The following is a 16,559-nucleotide window of genomic DNA, read 5'->3' on the forward strand; positions in this document are numbered from 1 at the left end:
GATGCATAGCATGAGGCCCCATTCCGGGGCCTCGTTCATTTCAGCTTGTTTGCCCTGTCGTCAGGGTCGCCCAATCCGGCGCCCCCTCGACCACCATGACGCAATCCATCCCTGCAGCCTGTGCCGCCAACCGGCCAATTTCGGTGTCTTCAAACACCAGACAATCGGCAGCTGCAACCCCCAGACGCTCAGCCGCCAGCAGGAAGGTATCGGGTGCCGGTTTATGTCCTTGCACATCATCCGCGGCGACTACGGTGTGGATATAGAGCCCCAGCCCGCTTTGCGCCAGGATCCGCTCGGCATTGGCATGCAAGGAGCCGGTGCCGATCGCCATCGGTAACGTTGCCGCCGCCTGCTCCACCAGCGCCACCATGGCCGGAAACGGCGAGGCCTGCTCGATCATGGCCACATAATGGGACGTTTTGCAGCGAGCAACGGCTTCGGCGTCCAGCTCTATCTGCTGCTCCTGAGCAATCAGCGCGGCAATCTTGCGACTTGGAACACCACCACGAGCGTAGAGCCATTCCTTGTCACAGACGAAACCAAACTCCCGGGCAGTGAGTTGCCAAGCCGCCAGATGCAGGGGCATAGAGTCGACCAGCGTGCCATCCATATCAAAGATCAGGGCTTTGTAACGCTGCCACATGGAGTCCATCCTCGTTGTCAGAAGCAGTTGCAATAAAAAGGGGGATCCATGATCCCCCTATAGGTGACTCACTCGCGATGCCAATCTGGCAATCAGATCAATTCCAGCTGAGTCATGACGCTGCGGATCCGCTCTTTGGTTGCCGCACTCAACGGCATCACCGGCACCCGGCACTCTTCGGTGCACAGACCCAGCAGCGAGGCCGCGTATTTTGCACCCGCCGGACTCGGCTCGGCAAACATCACCTGATGCAGGGGGATCAGGCGATCCTGCAAAGCGCGCGCCGCAGCCCAATCGCTAGCCAGTGTCAGCTCCTGAACCTGAGCCACCAGTTTGGGGGCCACGTTTGCCGTAACGGAAATACAGCCAGTCCCACCACCTACGTTATAGGCCACTGCGGTAGCATCTTCGCCCGACAACCAGGTGAAGGGCTTCTTGATCAATTGGCGCTCGCTCCAGGGGCGAGCGAGATCCCCGGTGGCATCCTTGACGCCAACAATACGCGGCAACTCGGCCAGACGCGCCATGGTTTGTGGCTGGATATCGACGATCGCGCGCGGCGGAATGTTGTACAGAATGATCGGGATATTGGTCTCGTCATGCACCATCTTGAAGTGATGATAGAGGCCATCCTGATTCGGACGGTTGTAATAACCGGCCACATGGAGAGTCGCATCGGCACCGGCACGCTCGGCCACCCGGGTGTATTCAATGGCTTCAATCGGGTTATTCGAGCCAGCCCCGGCGATCACCGGCACGCGACCTGCGGCCTGTTTGACCACTAATTCGATGACGCGGCAATGCTCATCATGGGAGAGCGTCGGGCTCTCTCCGGTGGTTCCCACCGGTACAATGCCGTGGGTGCCCTGCTCGATATGCCATTCCACCATTCTGGTGAGCGCCGCTTCATCCAGCCGACCATCACGGAAGGGGGTAATCAGCGCTACGATTGAACCTTGAATCATACAAACTCCTTTTTGAAAACTCGGTATCCGGAACAAAAAACCCCGGTTACGGGCTGCGTAACCGGGGTTTATGAATCTGCCAAGGGCGGACGACCGTTACGCGGAAACGAAAAAAACCTCAGGTTTCAGAGGTTTATTGTATTTTCGTTTCAGACTCAGATTTGTCATCGGCCAAACTACATAAGTGTGCAATGAATGAGCATAGTTCTGCATCGCTGCATAAATGTCAAGCCTCGGCATCTCATGTATAATTCGCCCCCCATACCCTGCCGAGGCCCGAACATGTCTACCGCTCAAAGCCCTGTCAGCCAGCTGCTGGAACGCAATGCCGCCCTGTTTGCTGACAAACACCTGCTGATCGCCGGTTACATGGAAGACAACTACCCGCTGGCCCTGGCCACGGCAGCGACATCGGCCACTCTGTTCACCACCGATTACAGCCGGTGGCGGCAACTCACGGCTCTGCATACTCCCGATGCGGGTCAGGTGCAGATCCCGTTCAGTCACCAGCTTGACGCCGCCCCGCCCGCCTTCGATGCACTGCTGATCCTGCTGCCCAAGGCCAAAGCCGAAGCCCATTATCTGCTGGCAAATCTGTTGCCCCATCTGCGCAGCGGCAGCGACATTTTCCTGGTTGGCGATAACCGGGGCGGCATCAATGGTGCCGACAAGCTGCTGGCCCAATACACCCGCCACTGCCAGAAGCTCGATAGCGCACGGCGCTGCTCGCTAGTCCATGCCGCACTCGATCAGCCAGTCAATCCATTCCAGCTCGAGAGTTGGTTGCAGCACTATAACGTCAGTGTCCGCGGCCACAACTTGCGCGTGGTGGCATTGCCTGGGGTGTTCAGCGCCGATGGCCTGGATGAAGGAACCCGCATGCTGTTGGAGCACTTACCGCCCTTGCAAGGACGAGTATTGGATATGGGCTGCGGGGCCGGAGTGATTGGCAGCGCCCTATGCGCCTTGCATCCCGGGCTGGAGGTCGAGATGTGCGATATCAACGCCCTGGCGCTGGAGAGTGCCCGCCGCACCCTGGCAGCCAATCAGCTTAGCGCCAAAGTTTATCCCTCGGACATGCTGTCGGATGTTCAGGGCAAGGTGCAGCATATTGTCACCAATCCGCCGTTTCATGCCGGTCTCAAGACACTATATGGTCCGACAGAGCAACTGATCGCCCAGGCACCACAGAAGCTGGCGCCACGGGGATCACTGCTACTGGTCGCCAATGCCTTCCTCAAATACCAGCCCTTTCTGCAGAAGGCATTTCGCCAGCAGCAGATCCTGGCCGAAGATAAAAAGTTCAGGCTGTATCACAGCTTGTGACGGATAAAATTGTCTTAACAAGAGTTTGTTCAATCTGTTAGATTCAAAAAGCGACAATAATTACCTCTGACGATTCGAGGTAATTTTTTTAGTAGCAGAATGAAAGCGATTTCATCAGTTGGAGCATAGGCATGGCGGGTGTATTGGCGATGATCCTGGCAGGCGGGGAAGGCACGCGGCTGCAACCCCTGACGGTCACACGCAGCAAACCTTCAGTCCCGTTCGGCGGCAGTTACCGGCTGATCGATTTTGTGCTGAACAATTTCGTCAACTCCGACTTCCTGCGCATCTATGTGCTGACCCAGTTCAAGTCCCAATCCCTCTATCTGCATATGAAAAAAGGCTGGAACCTGACGGGGATCACCGGCCGCTTCATCGACCCGATCCCGGCACAAATGCGGATGGGGAAACGCTGGTATGATGGCACCGCCGACGCTATCTACCAGAACATGGGCTTTGTCGAACTCACAGCCCCCGAGCATGTCTGCATCTTCGGCAGTGACCATATCTACAAGATGGATATCCGCCAGATGGTGGACTTCCACAAAGAGAAAAAAGCGGCATTAACCGTGGCGGCGATCCGGGTGCCCATCGCCCAGGCTCATCTGTTTGGCATAATCGAAGTCAATGACGCCGGGCAGATGATCGGCTTTGAAGAAAAACCCAAACATCCGAAACCCTTGCCCCATGATCCGGACCACGCCCTAGCCTCCATGGGCAACTATGTGTTCGAAACCCAGACCCTGTATAGCGAACTCACGCTGGATGCCGAGAATGAAGCCTCCAGCCATGATTTCGGCCGCGACATTATTCCCAGCCTCTACCCCAGAGCCGCTGTCTATGTCTATGACTACAGCAATAACAAGGTTGAAGGCGAAAAGACGGCTGTGTACTGGCGCGATGTCGGTAACATCGACAGCTATTGGCAGGCCCATATGGATTTGGTGGCCGACAATCCGCCCTTCTCCCTATATAACCGCAAGTGGCCGCTGCATACCTATTATCCGCCCTTGCCACCAGCCACCTTTATCAATACCGCCGCACACCAGGCCTGTATTTCCCACTCCCTGATTTCCGCCGGTTGCTACATCCAGGGCAGCAGCATAGAGCGCAGCGTGATGGGCTTCCGCTGTAATCTGGCCTGCGGCAGCAAGATCGAGGAGTCGGTGCTGCTCGGGGATGTGAAGATTGGTGAGGGCTGTCGCATCCGTCGCACCATTATTGATAAGCATGTTGAAATTGCACCGGGCGTTGTGATCGGTGAAAATCCCGCCCATGACCGGGAACGGTTTACCGTTTCCGACCAAGGGATTGTTGTTGTGCCCAAGGGCGCCAGAGTTGGTTTTTAATTCATGAATATTCTGTTCATTGCTTCCGAAGTTGAAAGCTTTGCCAAAACCGGGGGCCTCGCCGATGTGGCCAAAGCCCTGCCACTGGCTCTCAAGCGCCGCGGTCATGACGTGCGTATCGTCATGCCTTACTACGCCAGCATTGCCGGCCGGGAAAAATCCCAGCACCTCGGCGGTTTTACCCTGCCAACGCGTCCGGGCCACACCGACATTCCCTACCAGGTCCGACAGATGGAGCTGGATGATGTGCCTGTCCTGCTGATCGACTTCCCGAACTACTTCGATCGCAAGAGCCTGTATGCCGAAAACAACAATGCCTATGCCGACAATGGCGAGCGCTTCGCGTTTTTTTCTGCCGCCTGCCTGCAAGTCAGCGAACAGATTGGCTTCAAGCCCGATATCGTCCATTGCAATGACTGGCATACCGCGCTGGTCCCCATGCTGCTGAAGACCCGTTATGCCAATAACTCCTTCTTCCAGAGTACCCGCAGCATATTGACCATTCATAACGGCGCCTTTCAGGGCGTGTTCGAGCGCAACCAGCTATGGGCTCTGCCGGAAGTCACCGACACCTACAACGAGTCGATCCTGCAGGGGCATGCCTACATCAACTTCCTGAAGTGTGGTGTGCTCTACGCCGACAAGATCAATGCCGTCAGTCCCAGTTACGCCTCGGAACTGATGACCTATCTGGGCGGCCATGGCATGGCCAAGAACTTCCAGGAACGCTCCAGCGATGTCCGCGGGATCATCAATGGCTGCGACTATGCCGACTGGGATCCGAAAACCGATCCGCTGATCCCGGTCAACTACGATGCCAATCGTCTGGCTGACAAGGAGCTGTGCAAGCACGCCTTGCAAAAGCGCGCCGGACTGGATATCGGTGATACGCCGCTGTTCGGCATGGTCTGTCGTCTGACCGAACAGAAGGGTCTGAATCTGCTGTTGCCGATCCTGGAAAAATTCCTGGTACATCGGGTGCAGGTGGTGATCGTCGGGACTGGTGAACCGTCGCTGGAAGAGCGGTTGACCGAGATGATGGCGGCCCATCCCGATCGCCTGGCCTATCTGAATGCCCACGACAATGGTCTGGCCCACTTAGTCGAGGCGGGCAGCGACTTTTTCCTGATGCCCTCCCTGTTCGAGCCCTGCGGCCTGAACCAGATGTACAGCCTGGCCTATGGCACCCTGCCCATCATCCGGGCGGTCGGTGGATTGCGGGATACCGTGGTTGACTATGACCATCAGGCCAAACGTGCCACCGGCTTCAGCTTTCAGGAGCCCGAACCCCTGGCCCTGCTGTCCACCCTGCGTCGCGCCCTGCTGTTCTTCCTGCAAGAACCCGAGGAGTATCATCGTGTTCAGCAGACCGCCATGCGCACCCGTTACCTGTGGAGCGATTCGGTGCTCAGTTACGAACAGATGTATAAAGACGCCTTGGGACTGGGCACTGGCCATTAATGCAGCGCGACTGGTGATAAAAACCCCAGTCGCGAAAAAATCCAGTGGATCCGGCAATTATTCCGCGAGCAATGGTTGACGTCCCCGGCAGAATAGATAGAATGCCAGCCGCAAGATGCGATGGTGGCGGAATTGGTAGACGCGCTAGCTTCAGGTGTTAGTGCCTTCGGGTGTGAGGGTTCGAGTCCCTCCTATCGCACCAAGTAATCTGTTGATTGGCAACATAAAAACCAGGCGTTGGCTGACAACGATAAAAGCAGTGACAAGTTGTGCGATGGTGGCGGAATTGGTAGACGCGCTAGCTTCAGGTGTTAGTGCCTTCGGGTGTGAGGGTTCGAGTCCCTCCTATCGCACCACAACTTCTTGATGAAGACTTGTCCATGCGGTTGGTCGCATGTCAATCCAACCAACAAACAATCCGGGCGATGGTGGCGGAATTGGTAGACGCGCTAGCTTCAGGTGTTAGTGCCTTCGGGTGTGAGGGTTCGAGTCCCTCCTATCGCACCACTTGATTGATGCAAGTGGGCCAGGATTGTCGGAACCATGCTGTTGGCGGCATGTAAATCCAGTCAACGACACAATGTGCGAGGGTGGCGGAATTGGTAGACGCGCTAGCTTCAGGTGTTAGTGCCTTCGGGTGTGAGGGTTCGAGTCCCTCCTCTCGCACCACAATTTGTGAGCCCGGGATGAGCATCATCCCGGGCTTTTTGTTATATATTTCCTGGTGAAACCAAACCATCAAGGAAGTATGTCGCCATGGCTCTGCAAGATATCCACAACTACTACGAAGATCTGGTCCAGCACTATATTCATGCGCTGGAGCTGGATCGCACCCGCGATGCTGATTTCCTGGCCGACTTGTACTGCCTGGTGCTCAACCAGCTGCCCGCGCACTACATCCGTTACGGGGTGGATATGATCTATTTCACCTCGGACGAGAAACGCCAGGAGATGGAAGAGAAGGTCAACTTCGCGGTCACCAGCGCCATCAGCTGGCTGGATAACGAAAACCATCGCCGCAACACCCGCGATCAGCAGTAACCGATCGCTTCACGACAAAAGGCTCGCTTAGCGAGCCTTTTGTGTTTCCAGCTCGAGACCATCCGGACATACCGCCCCCCACCTGCGCTCAGGGCTTAGTGCCCGAAGCGGCTTAGAACCACAGCGCCGTCAGTACAGTCGCCAGACAGACCACCACGCCCAGGGCATTGCACAGAAACATGGGCCAATCTTTTTGCTGCTTGAGCAAGGCATACCCCACCCAGGCGATGCAGTTGATGGTCGAGGCCACCGGCAACAGCATGGAGCCCGGCGCGCCACTGATATTCAGGCGGATTTGATCCACATAGGAGGCATACATCACCATGGCCATGATGGAAGCAAACCACCCCAGGTGCTGGATCATCTTCTCATTGTTCATTCTCACTCCTTGGCTTATCCAGAGCCTTGATGCTCGCTGATGGATCCATGTAATCGATTACACTTTATCGTGGCAATGATAACGTAGCGAGGGAGCATGAATAAATAGGGATCAGATAAAAACAGGATTAAATCACCGATCAGATCCATCACCACGTCATGGTAGCGATTTCACTGACAATGCAGGCCACATAAGGACAGCACTCAGTGGAGGGAGAGAGCGTCTGTTGAGCCAACCCTCCCCCAGCGATCGGGATGCGCTAAGCGGACCCTCTGCGCCAGGGATGCCGCCAACGAGCCTCCTTAGGATGGATTTACGGCGAGTTGGCGTAGGAGACGCTCTCTCCCAACCTCGTCGCTTAGCGGCAAAGCCGCAGGCGCACCACGGTTTCCACATGTAGGGTATGGGGGAACATATCCACCGGCTGCACCGCATCCAGGCGATAGCCGCGTGGCTGCAGATAGGCCAGATCCCGCGCCAGGGATCCCGGATCGCAGGAGACATAGACCAGAGTGCGCGGCGCCATCTGCAGGATAGTCTCCAGCACCACCCGCTCGCAGCCCTTGCGCGGCGGATCCACCACCACCACATCGGCGCGATAGGCCCGGGCATAGAGCTCGGGTACCACCACTTCGGCCTTGCCGACGTGGAACTCGGTGTTGGTCAGTCCATTGCGCTCGGCGTTCGCTCGGGCATCGTCTATCGCTTCGCTGACCAGCTCGACCCCGACCACAGTCGCCGCCTGCCGGGCCAGAAACAGCGAGATGGTGCCGATGCCGCAGTAGATATCAAACACCGTCTCCTGGCCGCTCAGCTCGGCCAGACGCAGCGCCTCGCGGTACAGCACCTGAGTCTGCTCCGGGTTGATCTGGTAAAAGGAGAGCGGCGAGAGCGCAAAGTCCAGGCCAGCGAGTTGATCGCGGATCACCGGCTCACCCCTGAGGGTACGGTTGTCAAAACCCAGAATGCGGTTGCCACGCTCGGGGTTGATGTTCTGCACCACGCTGGTCAGTTGCGGGAATCGCGCCAGCCGGGCCAGCAGCGCCTCCTGATGGGGCAGCTCGTCGCCCAGCGTCACCAGCACCAGCATCCACTCGCCGGAGACGCGACCGTCGCGCAGCATCAGATAGCGCACCACACCGCTGTGGTTCTCTTCGTCATAGGCGGCGATGGCTAACTCCCGCAGCCAGGCGCGCACCTCGGCCACCAGCTCGGCAGTCAATGCCGGCTGGATGCCGCAATCATCACACACCACCAACTGGTGACTCTGCTTGCGGAAGAAACCCAGCTCGGCCCCCTCGGGGCTCGGACGCACCGCATACAGCGCCTTGTTGCGATAGGCAAAGGGCTTATCCATGCCCAGACACTCGGCCACCTCGACGGCAGCGTCCCCCGCCAGCACCCCCTTGGCGGTGAGCTGATCCAGCACCAACTGGCGCTTGAGCCGCAACTGGGCGGCATAATCGAGGATGCCGATCTGGCAGCCGCCGCACTCGGTATGGGGGCAAAAGTTATCGACCCGATCCGGGCTGGGTTGCAGCACCGCCAGCAACTCGCCCTGGGCGTATTTGGGCTTGATGCCATGCAAGCGTACCTGCACCCGCTCCCCCGGCAAGGCACCGCTGACATACAGGGTGCGGCCGTCCAGCTCGCCGATCCCATCCCCCTTGTCGGTCAGGGCGGTGATGGTGACATCCAGCGGATGGGTCAAGGCGGGGGGGGATAGGGACATAACAAGGCTCCGGATTCACGATCAACGATACGCCCCATGGCGCATCGGCGGCGATTCTAGCACGGACCTGGAGGCTGACGAAAAAGCCCGTAGCCCCATATTGATGGCGTCATCTCGGCGATGAAGAAAATCTGACTCATCAGCCGCGAGCCATCGTGGCTGGATGGCAGCTTCTGGTTAAAGAGACTCATGGATGACAGTGGAGTCCTGCAGATAGCTATCCAGCAGGCGCTTGATATAACCCGATTGCTCCAACTCCTGCAGTCGAGCCGATACATAAGGCTCCAATGCCTGACAGGGCGAGCGGCGACTAAAGCCAATATGAATGGACTCGTTCGTCACGGGTGGGGACAGTACCTCGATTTCACGCTCCATACCCTGCCGGTGCAGATAGTAGTGTCCGGCATATTGGCCAGACACAAAGTAATCAATCCGGCCCAGCCTGAGCTTCTCAAAGTTCTCCTGCATGGAATCAGCCGTTTCTACCGTCAGATGTTGCTGCAAAAAGAGATCAAATTTGCTGCCGAAGGTGTCGCCTAGGCTCACCCCACCGCGCAGGCCGACCAGGGTTTGCCAGTCGTCCATCGAGTTTTGTTTGCCCCTGAGTCTGAAAATAGCGATCGGATTGGCAAAGATGGGATGATGCGAGAAGAGCAGATAGGTTTCCCGCTCCGGCGTCTTGCGCAGGCTCAGCAAGAGATCGATACGCCCTTCCTGTGCCATCTGCTGAGCGCGTTTCCAGGGGTAGACCACAGCCTTGAGTTTGACACCCGCCGGCACCAGAAGAGGGAGCAGATCGATACTGGCGCCCCGATAACTGAGCTGATCCTCGCTCCAGCCATAGGGTGGATAGGCAGGATTGGTGGCGTAGACCAGAGTCTCGCACTGAGCCGCCGCCATACAGGGCATGGCCAAGACGCCCAGCAAATAGCCAAGGCTCCAGGCTCGAAATATGTTGAACCCCATATGGCACTCCAATCGCTGACCTGCCCATAAGCGTAGCAGACGTCGGATGAGATCCCGGGGCCCCTCGGGGGGCGAAATAAGGAATGACGATCGGATCACATGCCGAACAACGGCTTGCTCAATCCGGGTTTGCCACCGACTGCGCGCCACAAAAAAGCCCCGCACAGGCGGGGCAACTCTCAGGACTCATACCAGACTATGGCGCATTACTCCGCCGTCAGTGGCACAGAACCCACCCGGCCCCTGGCATCACGCTGCGCGGCGGCTTCCAGCTTGGCGGCCATCGCCAGCTTGGCGGCATAGCCGGGCTGTTGACGCGCCACCCACAGCTCGCGCCATTTGATCATCGCCGAACCCAGAATGATGACCCCTAAGCCCAGCATCAGCAGCGAGATACCGCCGTTGAACAGGTTGTAGCCCTTGGCCGCCGGGTTGAAGTAGACATGGCTCACCATCCAGTAACCGGCATAGTTGACGGTGACGAACAGATAGGCCAGCGGGATGAGACAGGTCAGCATGTAGCGACGCTTCTGTGCCAGGCGCAGGATGATGGTCGCGCCTATGATCAGACCCACCGAGGCCATCAGCTGGTTGGAGACCCCGAACAGCGCCCACACCGAGCCGATATCGCCGGACATCAGCAGATAGCCCCACATCACGCAGGCCAGCACGCTGGCACCGATGGCGCCCGGCATCCAGTCAATGCGCTTGAGCGGTGCATAGAACTCGCCGAAGAAATCCTGGATCAGGTAGCGGGAGACCCGGGTACCGGAATCGACGGCGGTCAGGATAAACACCGCCTCGAACATCACCACAAACTGGAAGAAGTAGGAGGCCAGATCGCTAAACCACGGCACCTTGGTGAAGATATAAGACATGCCCACCGCCAGCGTCACGGCACCGCCGGTGCGGCCATACAGGTCCATGCCGATCTCCTGGGAGAGCATGGGCAAATCCACCACCTGCATCCCCAGCTTGGCGAAGGCTTCCGGGCTGGCGTTGATGGCGAAGTAATCCGCCGGATGCAAGGCGGTAGCGGCAATCAGCGCCATCACCCCAACCACACACTCGGCCAGCATGGCCCCGAAGGCGACCGGCAGAATATCGTTCCACTTATCCACCAGTTTCGGCGTAGTGCCGGAGCCGATAAAGGCGTGGAAACCTGAGATGGCGCCACAGGCGATGGTGATGGAGATAAAGGGCCACACGGGACCTGCCAATACCGGGCCGCCGCCGTGGATAAATTGGGTCAGCGCCGGGAACTGGATCTCCGGGTTGATGCAGATGACGCCAATCACCAGGGCACCGAACACGCCAATCTTCATAAAGCTGGAGATATAGCCGCGCGGTGTCAGCAGCAGCCACACCGGCAAGGCGGTGGCGAAGAAGGCATAGATGGGCAGCGCCAGACTGATGGTGTCGGCGCGCAGGGTCAACCACTCGCCAAAGGCGCTGGCCTGCACATAAGGGCCGAAGAACACGCAACCGAGCACGGCGATAAAGCCCACCCAGGAGGCGGCGCTCAGGTTACCGGTCAGCTTGTGCCAGATGCCGACCACCATGGAGATGGGGATGGTCATAAACACCGCGAACACGCCCCAGGCGTTACGCTCCAGCGCGTGCACCACCACCATGGAGAGACCCGCCATGGTGATGGTGATGATAAACAGCATGGCGAGCCCCGTACACCAACCGGCAATCGGCCCGAGCTCAGCCTTGGCCACCTCGGAGAGCGACTTGCCCTGATGCCGCATCGAGGCGAACAGCACCACGGTATCGTGCACAGCGCCACCGATGACGCAGCCGATCAGCAGCCACAAAAAGCTGGGCAGATAGCCGTATTGCGCCGCCAGCACAGGGCCGACCAGGGGACCGGCGGCGGCAATCGCCGCGAAGTGTTGACCGAAGTTGACCCAGCGGTTGGTCGGCACATAGTTCTTGCCGTCTTCGAGCTGGTGGGAGGGGGTAACCAGGGAATCATCGGCTTGCAGTACCTTGCGCACAAAGAATACGCCGTAGAGGCGATATGCAATGGCAAGGATGCACAGCGCCGCGATGACAAAAGTAATGGCGTGTTGCATACAGGAGTCTCCGTTCCATGCCCGCAGAGGTGGGGCTCAGACTCCACTCTAATCAGCCCGTTGCAAAGGCCAAGTCGCCACTGGGTGAGCGGTCGCCGGTGACGATGAGTGGTTGAAATGGGGGGGCGAGTGGCGGCCGGTTTGCCGCTTGGCCATCGCCGGCCCCCCATCGACCCGGAGCTCACCGATGGATTCGGCCAGCGGGCCGCCCCCCGAAGTCCCCGGCAGGAGTGGTCGTTTTGTGCAGCCCATCACGACTCGCGGCGACAGGCGCGGACTCCACCGCCGAAATAAACCACCCCGGAGGATGCCGGATGCCGGGGACGCTTCACATAGTGGGGGCCAGTGAGCAGACAGGGACTCATCACGTTTGCCCCACCGACCTCCTCATCAAGGGTAACCATCAGGGAAGAAACCATGTTCAAAGCACATCCGTTAGCCATCGCCATGTTGCCGGGTCTGTTGGCGCTCGCGGCAGCGAGCCAGGCCACACCCAATCCCACCTCACCAACCGTCACAGCGCCGGTAGCCGACCTGCCACCTCTGTATCTGTTGATCGATGATCGACCACCCGCCGATTCCCTGCGCTTTCGCGGCGATGACCAGCGGCAGTATCACCTGACCACCCGACTGACCAAGGGGAACTATCAGATCCAGATCGCCGACCGGGCCCGAACGTGTGGCAGCACCTTCGGCCCCGCCAGCGCGGCCCCGCTCCCCTTTGCCAAAGCCAATCCGCTGGCGAACTGCGCCAGCCAGCAGCACTACCAGCTGCGGGTACTGCTCGACGGCGACTACGACTTCACGCTGGATAACCGCAATCCCGAGGCGCCGACCCTGAGGGTGTTGCGCGCCACCCGTGCCGGCCATGTCAAGCGAGCGCTGCCCAGCGCCGACTGCCAGAGCTGGCGGGGCGGTGCCGTCACCGCCTCGGTCGGCAAGGCATGGCCGGATGGCACCCTGTTGCGAGACGCCTACTCGGGGCAGCAGGCGCGCGTGCAGCATGGCAGCATCACCCTGACCCCGGCCCCCCACAGCGAGGGGATACTGCTGTTGGAGCCCGTCACCGTTACCCCGGCTACGCCGTTCGGTTGGGACAATGCCACCGTCTACTTCATGCTGGCCGACCGCTTCAACAATGGCGACCCTCGCAATGACCACTCGTTTGGCCGTCAGGGGGATGGCAAGGACGAAATCGGCACCTGGCACGGCGGGGATCTCCAGGGCATCATCGACAAGCTGGACTACATACAATCACTCGGCACCAACGTGATCTGGATTTCCCCCATCATGGAGCAGATCCACGGCTTCGTCGGCGGTGGCAGCGACGGCTCTTTCCCCTTCTACGGCTACCACGGCTACTGGCCCCTGGACTTCACCCGGATTGACCCCAACTTCGGCGACGAGCAGACCCTGCAGACCCTGGTGGATGAGGCGCACAAACGCGGCATCCGCGTCCTACTGGATGTGATCATGAATCATGTGGGCTATGCCACCCTGGCCGATCTGCAGGATGTGGGGCCGCAGGCGGTGGTCAGAGAGAGCCAGGGGCTGCCGGCACGCTGGTCGGCGTGGAAGCCGGAAGGACGCTACGGCAACTGGCACGGTTACAGCTCCTACATCGACTACCAATCCCCGGCCTGGAGTCAGTGGTGGGGACCGGAATGGGTGCGAGCCGATCTGCCCGGCTACCCCACCCCCGGGAAGGATGAGGTGACCACCGCCATCGCCGGGCTGCCCGATCTGATGACGGAATCCAGCCGCGCCGTGAGTCTGCCCCCCCTGCTGAAGAACAAGCCAGATACCCTGGCCCGCCCACTCCCCAATGCCACGGTCAGCGACTACCTGGTCAAATGGCACACCGACTGGATCCGCAAGTTCGGCATCGACGGCTTCCGGGCCGATACGGTCAAGCATGTGGAGCCCCAGGCCTGGGCCAAGCTCAAGCGCGAAGGCATCCGGGCCCTGCAGGAGTGGAAGGCGGCCCACCCGGCCCAGAAACTCGACGATCTGCCCTTCTTCATGGTGGGCGAGGTGTGGGATCATGGCGTCGCCCGCGACCACTGGTACGACAACGGCTTCGATTCGCTGATCAACTTCGACTATCAGCGTGATGCCCTAAACAACGCCCAGTGCATGAATAGCGCCGATGCGCTCTACACCAAGTATGCCAAGGTGGTGAGCGAGCCGGGCGTCAATATCCTGAGTTATATCTCCTCCCACGACACCCGACTCTTGTTCGGCGATTTCGAGAGCACGCCGCTGCAACGCCGGATTGCCAACAGCTTCCTGCTGCTGCCGGGTGGGGTGCAGATCTACTACGGCGATGAATCGGGTCGGGGTCTGATGAAGGACAATGGCGTGGTCGATCAGGCGTCGCGCTCCGACATGAACTGGCAGGAGCTGGCTCACGGCGAGAAGGCCGAGCTGCTCGCCCACTGGCAGAAGCTGGGGCAATTCCGGCAGGCCCATCCGGCCATCGCCTCCGGCAGCCATCGCAAGATCAGTGACCAACCCTATGTCTTCCTGCGACAACGGGGCCAGGATAAGGTGTTGATCGTCTACGCCGGTCGACCGGCCGATACGGAGGTCAAGCCGTAAGCCGCGGCCAGCTGAGCTGGGCTCAGCCCGGATTGGCCGGTTCCGCCCTGGTCGGCTTGGGCGATTTGCCAACCGGCCGTTGGCGGGGGCGGGCCAAGGGGGAAAGGGCCTCCCCCTTGGCAATCCCGGGCCTTGAGTTTTGGCCGGCTGTCGGGAAGGCCCCGCATTCTGGGCTGCCCTCCACCGGCCGGGAGCCACACGCCATCCATGGCGTGACGCTCCCTTTTGCGGTCATCCTGACCGCGCACCGCCTCCAGTCACCCCACCCCGCGGCCCGACAGACGGCTTGGGCTTTGGTGGGTAAGTCACAAGCCAGAGCCCTACTCCCCTCGCCACCTGAAGGTTGGGCTGAGTTGAGCGAAGCCCGGATTGGCCGGTTGGCAGGAACGCGCCCTAGCGCTGGATCAGGTAGCGGATGGTCGGCCCGTGCTGCTCGATGGCCAGCACCTTGTAGCCGTGGTTCTCGGCATCCAGCGGGATATTGTTGATCGACTGCGGGCAGTCGGTGATCACCTCCAGCACCTCGCCAATCGCCAGCTGCGGCATCGCCTCCAGGGTGGCGACGGCGGGGTAAGGACAGGGCTCACCCACCATATTCAGGTGGTAGTCCGGGGTCGGCAGAGATTTCATACGGCCTCCTGGGCAGATTCGGGCTGGGTGGATGCGGGTTGTCGATGACGAAAGAAACGGCGCTCCCACAACAGGATCGCGAGCAGTGCCAGCAGCAAGAGGCCATAGGTCAGCGCCAGACCGCCCAGCGGGCCGAGCTCGGTCAACAGGTTCACCTTCTGGTACGGCAGCGCCAGCACGGGGGCCAAATCATCCCACAGGTAGGCCAACAACGTGGCGCCGAGAATATTGCCCAGACCGACCCACCAGAAATGGATCTGCCCCTCGACGGCGCGATACATCCAGCCGGTTTCGCAGCCTCCGGCCAGCACGATGCCAAAGCCGAACAGCAGACCCCCGAGCACGGCATTGGGACCGGCCCACAGGATTTTCGGCGTGGCACCGAGTTGCACATAACTGAAGATACCGATGGCGCTGACCGCCATGCCGAGAATGATCGCCTTGGCCATCTGCGCCCGACCTGTGATCCACAGATCGCGAAACGCCGAGGTAAAGCAGATCTGCGCCCGCTCGATGAGCAGGCCAAAGCCGATACCGAACAGCATCGCCAGCCCCAGCTTGGGCAGCGACAGCGAGGTCCAGCCCGCCCACAACAACATGCCCCCGAAGATCAGCATGCCCAGACGCAGACGGCGGCTGGCCTGACGCGGATCCTGGCTCAGGACGGTGGCGGCCGATACCTTCTGCAACTTGACCGGGATGCGGAACAGCGGCAGCAGGGTAAAGCGCGCCCCGGCATAGGAGCCCACCGCCGTCGCCAGGGCGAAATACCAGGCATGCAGCGAGAACTGCGGGATGCCGGTGAAGAAGGCGGCCAGATTGCAGCCCATCGCCAGCCGGGCACCGAAACCGGCGATCACGCCACCGGCCAGCGCCTGCAGGATGCGGATACGGTGCGACGGATGACGCCACTTGACGTTATTGGCCCACAGGGCGGCACTCAGACAGCCGCCGAGCATGCCGATGATCATCATGCCATCGACCCGATCCAGCGGGCTGCCCTGCAGGCCAATCACCTTGAAATAGCCCCAGTTCTCGGGCTGCAGTCCGAACGCCTGCAGCAGATGGCCGCCCCAGCGGGTGAACTCGCCGGTCACCGCCCAGAAGGTGCCAGTGATGCCGAAATAGTAGGTCGACAGCACACCGGCCGCGATCACCGCCGGTAGCGGCGGCCAAAAGCGGATCAGATAGTGCTGCTTGAAGTGTTGCCAATTCATAACGCCAGTCCTGTTAGCCACAGAGATCAATTCAAAGGAGGGGGATGATAAACAGCTGGGCCGCCGCTGCCCAAGCCATGATCAATAAAAATGCAGATTACAGGTTGAGGGGGCGATGGCGGGCGCCCGGCCCGCGCTCTGGGGCCGACACCGGCGCGCTGTCGG

The 16,559-nt window shown here is 59.8% G+C and carries 14 protein-coding genes and 4 tRNA genes; 9 read left to right on the forward strand and 9 right to left on the reverse strand.

Annotated elements, in window-relative coordinates:
- Positions 1–40 precede the first annotated feature (40 nt).
- On the reverse strand, positions 41–646 hold the full coding sequence (locus tag ACZYUB_RS12420) for an HAD family hydrolase (RefSeq protein ID WP_463948322.1): 606 nt from the start codon (positions 644–646) through the stop codon (positions 41–43).
- 92 nt (positions 647–738) lie between these two features.
- Complete coding sequence (gene dapA, locus ACZYUB_RS12425; RefSeq protein WP_463948324.1) at positions 739–1,611, reverse strand: 4-hydroxy-tetrahydrodipicolinate synthase; 873 nt, start codon at positions 1,609–1,611, stop codon at positions 739–741.
- A gap of 282 nt (positions 1,612–1,893) precedes the next feature.
- On the opposite strand from dapA, the gene rsmC reads away from it, so the two are divergent.
- The 8 genes from rsmC to ACZYUB_RS12465 all read left to right on the forward strand — a co-directional run bounded on the left by rsmC (position 1,894) and on the right by ACZYUB_RS12465 (position 6,788).
- Entirely contained in the window at positions 1,894–2,937 is a 1,044-nt protein-coding gene (gene rsmC / locus ACZYUB_RS12430) for a 16S rRNA (guanine(1207)-N(2))-methyltransferase RsmC (RefSeq protein ID WP_463948326.1), read from the forward strand.
- 131 nt (positions 2,938–3,068) lie between these two features.
- On the forward strand, positions 3,069–4,286 hold the full coding sequence (gene glgC, locus ACZYUB_RS12435; protein WP_463948328.1) for a glucose-1-phosphate adenylyltransferase: 1,218 nt from the start codon (positions 3,069–3,071) through the stop codon (positions 4,284–4,286).
- A 3-nt stretch (positions 4,287–4,289) separates the two neighbouring features.
- The gene (glgA, locus tag ACZYUB_RS12440) at positions 4,290–5,747 is read left to right on the forward strand and encodes a glycogen synthase GlgA (RefSeq protein ID WP_463948330.1); all 1,458 of its coding nucleotides are present in this window, start codon (positions 4,290–4,292) and stop codon (positions 5,745–5,747) included.
- Between the two features lie 117 nt (positions 5,748–5,864).
- A tRNA-Leu gene (locus ACZYUB_RS12445) sits at positions 5,865–5,949 on the forward strand.
- Positions 5,950–6,018: 69 nt separating this feature from the next.
- Positions 6,019–6,103: transfer RNA gene (locus tag ACZYUB_RS12450), tRNA-Leu, on the forward strand.
- 66 nt (positions 6,104–6,169) lie between these two features.
- Positions 6,170–6,254, forward strand: a tRNA-Leu gene (locus tag ACZYUB_RS12455).
- A gap of 77 nt (positions 6,255–6,331) precedes the next feature.
- Positions 6,332–6,416: transfer RNA gene (locus ACZYUB_RS12460), tRNA-Leu, on the forward strand.
- 87 nt (positions 6,417–6,503) lie between these two features.
- Complete coding sequence (locus ACZYUB_RS12465; protein WP_463948332.1) at positions 6,504–6,788, forward strand: late competence development ComFB family protein; 285 nt, start codon at positions 6,504–6,506, stop codon at positions 6,786–6,788.
- A 112-nt stretch (positions 6,789–6,900) separates the two neighbouring features.
- Here the strand turns inward: ACZYUB_RS12465 and ACZYUB_RS12470 are convergent, their stop codons facing one another.
- The 5 genes from ACZYUB_RS12470 to ACZYUB_RS12490 form a co-directional block, all read right to left on the reverse strand.
- Positions 6,901–7,167 carry a SemiSWEET family transporter gene (locus ACZYUB_RS12470; protein ID WP_463948334.1) on the reverse strand — a complete coding sequence of 89 codons (267 nt, stop codon included), beginning with the start codon at positions 7,165–7,167 and terminating at the stop codon, positions 6,901–6,903.
- Between the two features lie 358 nt (positions 7,168–7,525).
- The gene (rlmD, locus tag ACZYUB_RS12475) at positions 7,526–8,899 is read right to left on the reverse strand and encodes a 23S rRNA (uracil(1939)-C(5))-methyltransferase RlmD (protein WP_463948336.1); all 1,374 of its coding nucleotides are present in this window, start codon (positions 8,897–8,899) and stop codon (positions 7,526–7,528) included.
- A gap of 177 nt (positions 8,900–9,076) precedes the next feature.
- Positions 9,077–9,865, reverse strand: coding sequence for a substrate-binding periplasmic protein (locus ACZYUB_RS12480; RefSeq protein WP_463948338.1), 789 nt, complete (start codon positions 9,863–9,865; stop codon positions 9,077–9,079).
- A 206-nt stretch (positions 9,866–10,071) separates the two neighbouring features.
- The gene (locus tag ACZYUB_RS12485; RefSeq protein WP_463948340.1) at positions 10,072–11,946 is read right to left on the reverse strand and encodes a carbon starvation CstA family protein; all 1,875 of its coding nucleotides are present in this window, start codon (positions 11,944–11,946) and stop codon (positions 10,072–10,074) included.
- Between the two features lie 251 nt (positions 11,947–12,197).
- The gene (locus tag ACZYUB_RS12490) at positions 12,198–12,365 is read right to left on the reverse strand and encodes a hypothetical protein (protein WP_463948342.1); all 168 of its coding nucleotides are present in this window, start codon (positions 12,363–12,365) and stop codon (positions 12,198–12,200) included.
- Here ACZYUB_RS12490 and ACZYUB_RS12495 point away from each other — a divergent pair.
- Positions 12,364–14,547 carry an alpha-amylase gene (locus ACZYUB_RS12495; RefSeq protein ID WP_463948344.1) on the forward strand — a complete coding sequence of 728 codons (2,184 nt, stop codon included), beginning with the start codon at positions 12,364–12,366 and terminating at the stop codon, positions 14,545–14,547. The genes ACZYUB_RS12490 and ACZYUB_RS12495 overlap by 2 nt on opposite strands.
- A 393-nt stretch (positions 14,548–14,940) precedes the next feature.
- Here the strand turns inward: ACZYUB_RS12495 and yedF are convergent, their stop codons facing one another.
- Together yedF and yedE are read right to left on the reverse strand one after the other, a co-directional pair.
- Positions 14,941–15,177, reverse strand: coding sequence for a sulfurtransferase-like selenium metabolism protein YedF (gene yedF / locus ACZYUB_RS12500; RefSeq protein WP_460881974.1), 237 nt, complete (start codon positions 15,175–15,177; stop codon positions 14,941–14,943).
- Positions 15,174–16,394, reverse strand: a complete 1,221-nt coding sequence (gene yedE / locus ACZYUB_RS12505; RefSeq protein WP_463948346.1) for a selenium metabolism membrane protein YedE/FdhT — start codon at positions 16,392–16,394, stop codon at positions 15,174–15,176. The genes yedF and yedE overlap by 4 nt, the downstream gene beginning before the upstream one ends.
- Positions 16,395–16,559: the final 165 nt, after the last annotated feature.

The sequence above is a fragment of the Pseudaeromonas sp. HNCC25DJ182 genome, assembly GCF_055413365.1.

Coding starts and splice junctions, on each gene's coding strand:
- dapA (WP_463948324.1), bottom strand. CDS start 1,611: ATGATTCAAGGTTCAATCGTAGCGCTGATTACCCCCTTCCGTGATGGT.
- ACZYUB_RS12495 (WP_463948344.1), top strand. CDS start 12,364: ATGTTCAAAGCACATCCGTTAGCCATCGCCATGTTGCCGGGTCTGTTG.
- ACZYUB_RS12470 (WP_463948334.1), bottom strand. CDS start 7,167: ATGAACAATGAGAAGATGATCCAGCACCTGGGGTGGTTTGCTTCCATC.
- rsmC (WP_463948326.1), top strand. CDS start 1,894: ATGTCTACCGCTCAAAGCCCTGTCAGCCAGCTGCTGGAACGCAATGCC.
- ACZYUB_RS12485 (WP_463948340.1), bottom strand. CDS start 11,946: ATGCAACACGCCATTACTTTTGTCATCGCGGCGCTGTGCATCCTTGCC.
- glgA (WP_463948330.1), top strand. CDS start 4,290: ATGAATATTCTGTTCATTGCTTCCGAAGTTGAAAGCTTTGCCAAAACC.
- yedE (WP_463948346.1), bottom strand. CDS start 16,394: ATGAATTGGCAACACTTCAAGCAGCACTATCTGATCCGCTTTTGGCCG.
- ACZYUB_RS12490 (WP_463948342.1), bottom strand. CDS start 12,365: ATGGTTTCTTCCCTGATGGTTACCCTTGATGAGGAGGTCGGTGGGGCA.
- glgC (WP_463948328.1), top strand. CDS start 3,069: ATGGCGGGTGTATTGGCGATGATCCTGGCAGGCGGGGAAGGCACGCGG.
- rlmD (WP_463948336.1), bottom strand. CDS start 8,899: ATGTCCCTATCCCCCCCCGCCTTGACCCATCCGCTGGATGTCACCATC.
- yedF (WP_460881974.1), bottom strand. CDS start 15,177: ATGAAATCTCTGCCGACCCCGGACTACCACCTGAATATGGTGGGTGAG.
- ACZYUB_RS12465 (WP_463948332.1), top strand. CDS start 6,504: ATGGCTCTGCAAGATATCCACAACTACTACGAAGATCTGGTCCAGCAC.
- ACZYUB_RS12480 (WP_463948338.1), bottom strand. CDS start 9,865: ATGGGGTTCAACATATTTCGAGCCTGGAGCCTTGGCTATTTGCTGGGC.
- ACZYUB_RS12420 (WP_463948322.1), bottom strand. CDS start 646: ATGTGGCAGCGTTACAAAGCCCTGATCTTTGATATGGATGGCACGCTG.